Annotated in this window: 1 protein-coding gene; it reads right to left on the bottom strand. The window is 28.5% G+C overall.

Translation table 11 applies throughout. The features are described from left to right. Positions 1 to 124: 124 nt before the first annotated feature. Positions 125 to 832 (bottom strand): hypothetical protein (locus ACFQ1R_RS15825; RefSeq protein ID WP_379927256.1); only part of this gene is annotated, 708 nt, incomplete at its 5' end.

Genomic DNA, 832 nt, shown 5'->3' on the forward strand with positions numbered 1-832 from the left:
ACAACGTTTATGTATAAGGAAAGTTGCGTGTTTGTTGCGAGGATTTTCCGAAGGAAAATCAGAAGCTAGCAAACGGGCAACTAACTTTGGTTTAGCTAAAACTAGCAATTTTTTTTATACGGTGTTATAAACAGGTTTTTAATTCAGTTAATTTTACGTTTCCAAAATCCGCTTCTTGAAGTTGTTCAAGTTGCATTTTACATTTGTCAATTGAAATTATTTGATAAATATTTTGGTCGGAAGTTTGGTCAAGTGTAAATATTAAAAAATAGTTTTGATTAATTTCTTTTACATACCAATAACCTTCATCGTTCCAAGTTTTATTTATAAAAGCGTTTTTCTTTTTCGGTTTTTCAAACATTTCATCACGAAAAAAGAATTTATCACTGAAAATAAAGTCGATTCCTCCATTTATTTTCTCGAACTTATTCTTGGTTAGAAAATCATTAATTTGGCTTTTGCTTACTGAAAGCTTGTGATTTAATTTTAAAGGTCTGAAAACGTGCATCATATTTTGTTCGAAGTCTATTTCAATCGAGTCTTTTCCAAAAGTTCTGAAATTAATACTTAATGAGTCAGTTTTGAAATCAAGTTTGGAATCTTTAAAATCAATTTTGATAGGTACAATACTGTCACTATAAATTGAACTAAAAGTTTTATTATCGAAGTCAATTATAAAACCTTCATTTCCAGAAGTAAACATTGCCTCTTTGTCAATCACATAATTATTGTAGGACATCCAAATTCCGTTAATATCTTGTGCTTTGCAAGATGTTAATGCAATAACTAAAAATATTAATTGGAGTACTTTTTTCAACTTGTTTATAACGTT

The sequence above is a fragment of the Mariniflexile jejuense genome, assembly GCF_042675665.1.
GTDB classification, from domain to species: Bacteria; Bacteroidota; Bacteroidia; order Flavobacteriales; family Flavobacteriaceae; genus Mariniflexile; species Mariniflexile jejuense.